An 8,026-nucleotide genomic window follows, 5' to 3' on the forward strand; every position below is an offset into this window, starting at 1 on the left:
CGGCCTCGCCGCCCTCGCCGTGGAACGCCTCGACCGCTTCGAGCCGGTCGCGGAGGTTGGCGGCGCGCTCGAACTCGGCGTGCTCGGCGGCGCTCTCCATCCGCCGGCGCAGGGGGTCGGCGAGGGCGCCGGTCTCGCCCTCCAGAAAGCGGTGGACCGCGGCCACGTCCTCGGCGTAGCTCGCGGGGTCGATCTCGCCGGTGCAGGGGGCCGAGCAGATCCCCATCTCGTAGTCGAGGCAGGGGCGGTCGCGGTTCGCGTACTTGTGATCCGAGCAGCCGCGGAGCCGGTACTCGTCGCGGACCGCCTTCACCACGGTCTCGACGCGGCCCTTGTCCGTGAACGGGCCGTACGCGACCGCGCCTTCCTCCGGGTCGCGGGTGACTTCGATCCGGGGGACGGGGTGGTCGGTGAGCGCGATCAGCGGGTACGACTTGTCGTCTTTCAGCCGGACGTTGAACCGCGGCTGGAGCCGTTTGATGAGGTTGGCCTCCAGCAGCAGCGCCTGCGTCTCGGTGTCGGTGACCGCGAACTCGATCCGGTCGGCGCGCGCGACCATCCCCCTGATACGCCCCGAGCGCGGGTCGGCGTACGACCGCACTCGGTCCCGGAGGTCGACCGCCTTGCCGACGTACAGCGTCGTCTCCCCCGCCCGGAACTGGTAGACGCCGGGCTCGGTCGGGAGGTCCGCGGCCCGCTCGCGCACGGCGTCGGAGTCCATCGGATCCGGGTAGCCGCCGGACGCGTTTGAACGCTACGGGCGGGGAGGGGAGCGATCGCAGCAGAGGGAGCGATCGTGTCGGGGGAGCGAAAGAGAAGGCCGACGGCGCTCCTTTCATCTAGAGGACCAGATGATTATCACACGTGAATAACGGGGGGAACCGTTTATGCGGGCGCTTGGGAGAGGGCGACATAGATATGACGGGAGTCAGCGGGCTACTCCGACGGGTGTTCGGGCGGGACCGGGACTCGCGGTCGGTCCCGGACGGCGGGGTCGTCGTCGACGACGGGGCCGACGACGGGAGACCGAGCGGAGCCGACGGCACGGCTCCAGGGATCGTGGACGAAGCGGGCACCGACCGCGCCGAGACGCTGTCCAGGGCCGGCTTCGAGCAGGTGTTCAACGCCACCGGCGTGCCGACGTTCATCCTCGACGCCGACGGCAACGTCGCCGAGTGGAACGAGTCCATCGCGTCGCTCACCGGGAAAGCGCGCGAGGACGCGATCGGTCACGGCCACGTCTCGGAGCTGTTCTATCCCGACGGGCGGCGGGCCGACACGCTGGCCGACAAAGTGCTCGACGCGCCGGAGACCGCCGACGAGGCGTACGGCGTCGAGCGGTGCGACTCGGCGCAGACCCGCTACCGCGACACCAGCACGATGGTCGACCGCCACGGCGACGAGAAGCACATCGAGTTCACGGCGACGCCGCTGTACGAGGGCGAGGAGCTCGTCGGCGTCACCGAGGTCGTCATCGACCGGACGGAGAACGTCAACCAGCGGAACGCGACCGAAACGCTGGTGAAGGAGGTGCGCGAGACGGCGGAGGCGATCGGCGAGGGGAACCTCGACGCCCGCGCCGTCCGACACGAGGAGTGCGAGATCCTGAGCGAGGAGCTGCTGGCCGTCATCGGCGTCGTCAACGGGATGGCCGAGAACCTCCAGAGCCTCTCCGAGAGCGTCCACGAGCAGGCGCGACAGATCGACGAGACGGTCCAAGAGGCGAGCGGGGCCGCCGGCGACATCGCCGAGAACGTCGACGAGCAGAACGAGCTGCTAGAGGAGAGCGTCTCCGAGATGCAGTCGTTCTCCGCCGGCATGGAGGAGGTCGCCGCCACCGCCGACCAGGTCGACTCCGCCGCGATCGCCGCCAGCGAGGCCGCGGACGAGGGGCTCGACGCCAGCGAGGACGCCCGCGAGGCGACTCAGGACGTCGTCGAGATCGGCGACGAGCTCGTCGAGAGCGTCGGCGCGCTCTCGGAGCGCATGGACGACATCGAGGAGGTCATCGAGGTCATCTCCGACGTCGCCGAGCAGACGAACCTGCTGGCGCTCAACGCCAACATCGAGGCCGCCCGCGCCGGCGAGGGCGGCGACGGCTTCGCGGTCGTCGCCGAGGAGGTCAAGAAGCTCGCCGACGAGACGCGCGGCTACACCGAGGAGATCACGGAGAGCCTCGCGGAGCTCCAGGCGCAGTCCGACGAGACGAGCACCGCCGTCGAGCGCTCGCACGACCGCATCGAGGACGCCGGCACCGAGATCGAGACCGTGCTCGACTCGCTGGAGGAGATCGCCGACGCGGTCGACGAGGCGGCCGCGGGCGTCGCCGAGGTCGCCCGGACGACGGACGACCAGGCCGCGACCGTCGAGGAGCTCACGTCGTCGCTGGAGGCGGTCCGCGAGCGCTCCGACCGGACCGAGGACGCGACCGAGCGCATCGTCGAGGCGACCGACGACCAGGAGGTCGCCGTCGACGAGCTGATCGCCCGCGTCGAGCGCCTGGACGCGAGGCATGAGAGGCGAGAGGAGCGGGATCGAGAGCGGTCCGAGTAGCGCCCGCCGGACCCTCTCGTAGCGCCCGGCAAATTCCCACGTGGCGCCGCGTCCGTCCCCCCGCGGCGTCGCCGCCGCCGCCCCGCCGCCGAACGTTTAACCTCGCAGAGACCCTGTTTCTCGTATGTCCGTCACGCCGCCCGGACCCATCGGCGACCCCGTCTTCGGCAACGGTCGCCAGTACGCCGACGACCCGTTCTCGTTCATGCGCGCCTGCGCCGACAGCTACGGCGACGTCGTTCGCTTCGACCTCGGCCCGCGCGAGACCTACCTCCTGACGAACCCCGCCGACATCGAGCGCGTCCTCGTCTCCGAGGCCGAGCGCTACCGGAAGCCGCAGTTCGGCGACGACGCCATGGACACCCTGCTCGGGGACGGTCTCCTCATGAGCGAGGGCGAGGCGTGGCAGCGCCAGCGGAAGCTGGCGAACCCCTCGTTCCACAACCGGCGGATCGGGGCGCTCGCGGGGACGATGGTCGGCCACACCGAGTCGCAACTCGCGGACTGGAACGACGGCGACGTGGTCGACATCCAGCTCGAGGTCGCCCGCCTCACCGTCAAGATCATCGTCTCGGCGATGTTCGGCGCCGACATCACCGACGAGGAGGTGAAGACCGTCCAAGAGAAGCTGGAGCCGCTCGGCGCGCGGTTCGAGCCCGACCCGCGCCGCTTCCTGATCCCGAACTGGGTGCCGACCCGCGAGAACCGCGAGTTCGACGACGCCATCGGCACCCTCGAATCCGTGATCGACGGGATCGTGGAGCGCCGGCGCGGGACCGAGCGCGACCCGAGCGTCGACCCGGCCGGTCCCGAGGGCGTCGCGGTGCGCGGCCCCGCCGGCGACGGCGACGGCGACCTGCCGATGGACCTGCTCTCCGTCCTGTTGCGCGCCCGGGACCGCGGCGAGCAGACCGACAAGAACCTCCGCGACGAGCTGGTGACGATGCTGCTCGCCGGTCACGACACGACGGCGCTCGCGCTGACGTACACGTTCTACCTGCTCTCGAATCACCCCGAGGCCCGCGAGCGCGTGGCCGGCGAGGCCCGGGCGGCGACCGCCGACGGCGCCCCGACCGCCGCCGACGCCCGCGACATGAAGTACACCGAGCGCGTGCTCAACGAATCGATGCGGCTGTACCCGCCCGTCTACACCCTGTTCCGCGAGCCGAAGCTCGACGTGAAGATCGGTGGGTACCGGATCCCGGAGGGCTCGGCGCTCATGCTGTCGCAGTGGGTGATCCACCGGTCGCCGCGCTGGTACGACGACCCCGAGACGTTCGACCCGAGTCGATGGGCCCCCGAGCGCCGGAGCCAACGCCCCCGGTTCGCGTACTTCCCGTTCGGCGGCGGCCCGCGCCACTGCATCGGGAAGGCGTTCTCGCTGCTGGAGGCGAAGCTGATCCTCGCGGAGGTCTGCTCGCAGTACGACCTGGAGTACGAGGGGCCCGAACTCTCGCTGCGCGGCTCGCTGACGATGCACCCGAACCACCCGGTGCCGATGCGCATTCGCGAGCGGTAGAGATGGCCGACGACGGGACCGCGTCGTACTGCCGGCGCTGCGGTGAGCCCCTCTCGCTGGGCGTCATCGCGAGTCAGCAGCGCGCCTGCTGTCTCAACGCGACTCCCATCGCCGGCGTCTGCCCGACGCACGGTCCCGTCGGACCGCACCACGCGGTCGACGAGCCGGGCGAGCGCGACGGGGGCGATACGCAGAGCGGGCGGCGAGAGTGACCGCCGACGGCGACGTGCTATTTATAAACCGATAGCGGCGGCGCGTGCCGCCGAGCGCCCGACGGGCGCGAGGTGCACGCGCGAGGGAGTCGCGAACGAAGTGAGCGACAAGGCTGGGGAGGCGTGAGGTGCGGTCGCCGTGCGGGGCGGGACTCAAAGGGGCAGCCGTGAGGCGGGCACAGGCGACGGAAGCACCGCAACGAGGGAGCGTCAGCGACCGAGTGAGGAGCACAGCGAGCGTGTGCCCGCCTCACGGCTGGGGCTTTGGACGTGGGGGCTGGGGCTTTGGACGTGGTGGCTGGGGCTTTGGACGTGGTGGCTGGGGCTTTGGACGTGGTGGCTGGGGCTTTGGACGTGGTGGCTGGGGCTTTGGACGTGATCACCGACGAAGCGCAGGCGACAGCGTCTCGCCGAGCGGCCGGGAATTCGAAACGGTTCACCGCCGAGTCCCGGCCACCCATTTATAAATCGATAGTCGCGGCGACCTCGCGGAACTCGGGGTCGTACAGGTCGAGCGCGTGGACGCGCCACCGGATCGGGTCGACCGCCGCGCCCACGAGGTCGGCCACGACGCCCGGAGCGGGGTTTCCGCCGCGCGCCAGGGTGACGTGCGGGACGAAGTCGTCGCCTTCGATCCCCTCGATCGCGCCGTAGGCGGCGCAGAGTCGCTGATGAAGCCGCACGAGGACCTCGCTCTCGACGGCGAGGTACACCACCGGCCGCGAGCCGGACGCCGGCGCGTCGAAGACGTCGATCCCGGTCGCGGCCACCTCGAACGGGTCGGTTCCCGACAGCAGGGGTCGGAGGTCCTCCCGGAGCGCCTCGAGCGCGTCGGGCTTCGGGGGGCTCGGTTCGGCGGCGGAACCGACGTCCTGGGGTCCGGGGCGGGCCGCGCTCGCGACGCGGTCCGGGACGTCGTCGACCCCGAGTCGCTTGCAGACGAGGGTGTGCCGGTCGCGCACGCGGTCGAACCCCGACAGTTTCGGGTGGAGATCGGCCGCAAGATCGCCGACCGCGGGCGGGAGCGGGACGTTCAGGCTGAACACGACTCAGATCCGGTCGGTGAGCCGTAAGGCGATCAGGACGACGATGGCGAGGACGATCAGCGTCGGGAGCGCGTCGAGGAGGACGAACGTGACCTCCAGCACGGCGCCGAGGATCTCCAGGAGAAGCCATACGATAGCAAGTCCCAAGATCACCTTCAAGAGGTCGTCGACGTCGACGTCGGCGCGGTCAGCGTCGGTTCGATCCATGACGGTGGGGACGACCCCGACCGGCAAAAAGGCCACCGAGGGCGCGGCGGGGCGAGACGGCCCCGCCGTGCGGGGTCCGTTGCGCGATCAGGTGCTTCAAAACCCCTCCGCGCCGAACGGGGTCCATGAGCCTCATCGCGTTCGACTTCGACGGCACGCTCTCCGACTCCGAGATGACGGTCCTGCTCGCCGAGCGCGCGGGCGTCGCCGACGAGGTGACCGAGATAACCGAGCGAGCGATGAACGACGAGCTCAGCTACGCCGAGAGCCTCTACCGACGGGCGGAGCTGCTCGGCGGGCTCGACGACGAGGCGGTCGCGGCCGCGTTCGACGAGGTGACGCTCCGGCCGGGCGCCGGGGAGCTGATCGAGCGGCTGCAGGCCGAGGGGCACCACGTCGCGGTGCTCACGGGCGGGTTCGAGCGCGGCGTCGAGCGCGCGCTCGCGAAGGCGGGGGTCGAGGCCGACACGATCGTCGCCAACCGCCTCCCGACGGCCGGCGGGAAGCTCACCGGCGAGGCCGAGGGACCGCTCATCGAGGGGACGAAGGACGACGCGCTGGCCGAGTTGGCCGACGACCTCGGCTTCGCGATGGCGGAGACGGTCGCGGTCGGCGACGGCGCGAACGACCTCCCGATGCTGGAGGTCGCCGGGCTCGCGGTCGGATTCGTGCCGAAGGACGCGGTGCGCCCCGTCTGCGACGCCGTCGTTGCCTCCATGTTCCGGCTCGGGAAGGTGTTGGAGGGGCACGGCGTGCTGTCGGCCGAGGCCTAGCGCCGACGACCGCCGGACGAGATCCCGATGATCGCCGGACGAAATCCCGACGACCGCCGATCTCACTCTCGACGACCGTCGGGGCCGACCACACTGTTTGGACTGAGCCTTAATAAGCGACGGAGCGAACGTGATCGCATGAACGGCGCCGGTGGGGTGATCGGATGCTTCCGACGCTGACGTACCTCCAGTTCCATCTCGTCTTCAGCCTTCCCGTCGTCGCGGCGCTGTGGTACCTCGCGCCGCGGTACGACGTCGTCCGCCGGCGACGCGCGACCGCCGGGATCGCGATCCTCGTCGCCATCGCGTACGTGTACACGACGCCGTGGATCAGCTACATGATCCGACGGGGGGCGTGGTGGTACGCCGACGGGGCGGTGCTCGTCCGGGCGCTGTCGATCCCGCTCGGCGAGTACCTGTTCTTCGCCATCCAGACCGTCGTCACCGCGTTCGCGCTCCACCTGATCGGGTTCGACCCGACGTTCCGCGAGGGCGACTTCGATCGGGGCCCGCGGATCGCCGGCGTCGTCGCCGGCGTCGCGATGGTCGCCGGCGGGCTCTGGCTCGTGTCGCTCGACCCCTCGTACCTCTACCTCGGCGGGCTGATCGCGTGGGTCGGCCCCGTCTTCGCGCTGCAGTGGGCGGTGGGGGGCGGGTACCTGATCCGGACGCCGCGGATGTGGCTCGCGGCGACGCTGATCCCCGCGGCGTACTTCTGGATCGCCGACCGGATCGCGATCGCGATGGGGACGTGGCAGCTCTCCGCCGAGCTGACGACCGGGGTCGCGGTCCTCGGACTCCCGATCGAGGAGATGCTCTTCTTCGCCTCGGCCGGCGTGATGACGGTGAACGGGCTCGTGCTGTTCGAGTGGGTGCTCGACTGGAACGACCGGCGCGGCCGGCCGACCGAGTCGGCGGCGGACGCGTTCGACCCGACGCCCGAACCGCCCGAACCGGACCCGGAGTCCCCTGACCCCGTCAATGACTGAAACCGCGGCAGGCGCGGCGGCGCGCCGCGAGGCGACGGCGGTCGAGAGCGACGATGACGCCCGGTCGGCGGTCGACCGGTGGTTCGCGCTGTACCCCGCGCTAGCGCTCGCGGCGCTGCTCCCAGTCGGCGCCGTGACCCCCCTGTTTCCGGTGGAGGTGGGCGTCGCGACGTTCGCGCTGGGGACGCTCGCCGTCGGGATGGCCCACGGCGCGGTCGACCACCTCGTTCCGCTGCGCGCGGCGACGGACGTCTCGCTCCGGCGGTCGGTCGCGGTCGTCTCCGTCGCGTACGCGGTCCTCGGCGGGGCGGTCGTCGCGGCGTTCTTCCTCGCTCCCGTGGCCGCCTTCGTCGGGTTCATCGCGCTCACGTGGCTCCACTGGGGGCAGGGCGACGTCGCGGCGCTCGTCGTCGCGGGCGTCGACCACCTGCCGACGTCGGCCGAGCGCTGGCTGGCCCTCGTCGTCCGCGGCGGGCTCCCGATGGGCGTCCCGCTGCTCGCGCATCCGGGCGAGTACCGGCTGGTCGCCGAGTGGATCGTCGGGCTGTTCGTCGTCGACGCGAGCGCGGCCGCCGCCGCGGTCGAGCCCGTGTTCGTTCCGGCGACCCGGCTGGCCGTCGGCGCGTTCATGATCGCGGCGACGGTCCTGTCGATCGGACTGGGCTACCGGCGGGTCCGGGCGGGCGCCTCGCGACGGGGGTGGCTCCGCGACGCCGGGGAGGTGGCG

Annotated in this window: 9 protein-coding genes; 6 read left to right on the plus strand and 3 right to left on the minus strand. The window is 71.3% G+C overall.

Annotation, left to right across the window (positions count from 1 at the left end; genetic code table 11):
- A partial coding sequence (locus tag DJ74_RS02310; protein WP_176451292.1) for a UvrB/UvrC motif-containing protein occupies positions 1-721 on the minus strand: 721 nt, incomplete at its 3' end.
- A 197-nt stretch (positions 722-918) separates the two neighbouring features.
- On the opposite strand from DJ74_RS02310, the gene DJ74_RS02315 reads away from it, so the two are divergent.
- From DJ74_RS02315 to DJ74_RS02325, 3 genes are all read left to right on the plus strand, one after another.
- Positions 919-2,553, plus strand: coding sequence for a methyl-accepting chemotaxis protein (locus DJ74_RS02315; RefSeq protein ID WP_094526174.1), 1,635 nt, complete (start codon positions 919-921; stop codon positions 2,551-2,553).
- Between the two features lie 124 nt (positions 2,554-2,677).
- Entirely contained in the window at positions 2,678-4,072 is a 1,395-nt protein-coding gene (locus tag DJ74_RS02320) for a cytochrome P450 (RefSeq protein ID WP_094524999.1), read from the plus strand.
- Between the two features lie 2 nt (positions 4,073-4,074).
- Positions 4,075-4,284, plus strand: a complete 210-nt coding sequence (locus tag DJ74_RS02325; RefSeq protein WP_094526175.1) for a hypothetical protein — start codon at positions 4,075-4,077, stop codon at positions 4,282-4,284.
- Positions 4,285-4,745: 461 nt separating this feature from the next.
- On the opposite strand, the gene DJ74_RS02335 is transcribed toward DJ74_RS02325, so the two are convergent.
- Positions 4,746-5,330 carry a 2'-5' RNA ligase family protein gene (locus tag DJ74_RS02335; RefSeq protein WP_094526177.1) on the minus strand — a complete coding sequence of 195 codons (585 nt, stop codon included), beginning with the start codon at positions 5,328-5,330 and terminating at the stop codon, positions 4,746-4,748.
- A gap of 3 nt (positions 5,331-5,333) precedes the next feature.
- Entirely contained in the window at positions 5,334-5,537 is a 204-nt protein-coding gene (locus DJ74_RS02340) for a hypothetical protein (protein WP_094526178.1), read from the minus strand.
- Between the two features lie 125 nt (positions 5,538-5,662).
- Between DJ74_RS02340 and serB the strand changes: the two genes are divergently transcribed.
- The 3 genes from serB to DJ74_RS02355 all read left to right on the plus strand — a co-directional run.
- Entirely contained in the window at positions 5,663-6,310 is a 648-nt protein-coding gene (serB, locus tag DJ74_RS02345) for a phosphoserine phosphatase SerB (RefSeq protein WP_094526179.1), read from the plus strand.
- Between the two features lie 164 nt (positions 6,311-6,474).
- Positions 6,475-7,299 (plus strand): lycopene cyclase domain-containing protein, encoded by an 825-nt coding sequence (locus DJ74_RS02350; protein WP_094524994.1) that lies wholly within the window; start codon positions 6,475-6,477, stop codon positions 7,297-7,299.
- A partial coding sequence (locus tag DJ74_RS02355) for a Brp/Blh family beta-carotene 15,15'-dioxygenase (protein ID WP_094526181.1) occupies positions 7,292-8,026 on the plus strand: 735 nt, incomplete at its 3' end. The genes DJ74_RS02350 and DJ74_RS02355, both read left to right, overlap by 8 nt.

It is taken from the genome of Halorubrum sp. Ea8 (genome assembly GCF_002252925.1).
Classification (GTDB): Archaea; Halobacteriota; Halobacteria; order Halobacteriales; family Haloferacaceae; genus Halorubrum.

Excerpts from the sequence above, each read along its gene's own strand:
- DJ74_RS02315 (WP_094526174.1), top strand. The coding sequence starts at position 919 with ATGACGGGAGTCAGCGGGCTACTCCGACGGGTGTTCGGGCGGGACCGG.
- DJ74_RS02320 (WP_094524999.1), top strand. The coding sequence starts at position 2,678 with ATGTCCGTCACGCCGCCCGGACCCATCGGCGACCCCGTCTTCGGCAAC.
- DJ74_RS02325 (WP_094526175.1), top strand. The coding sequence starts at position 4,075 with ATGGCCGACGACGGGACCGCGTCGTACTGCCGGCGCTGCGGTGAGCCC.
- DJ74_RS02340 (WP_094526178.1), bottom strand. The coding sequence starts at position 5,537 with ATGGATCGAACCGACGCTGACCGCGCCGACGTCGACGTCGACGACCTC.
- serB (WP_094526179.1), top strand. The coding sequence starts at position 5,663 with ATGAGCCTCATCGCGTTCGACTTCGACGGCACGCTCTCCGACTCCGAG.
- DJ74_RS02350 (WP_094524994.1), top strand. The coding sequence starts at position 6,475 with ATGCTTCCGACGCTGACGTACCTCCAGTTCCATCTCGTCTTCAGCCTT.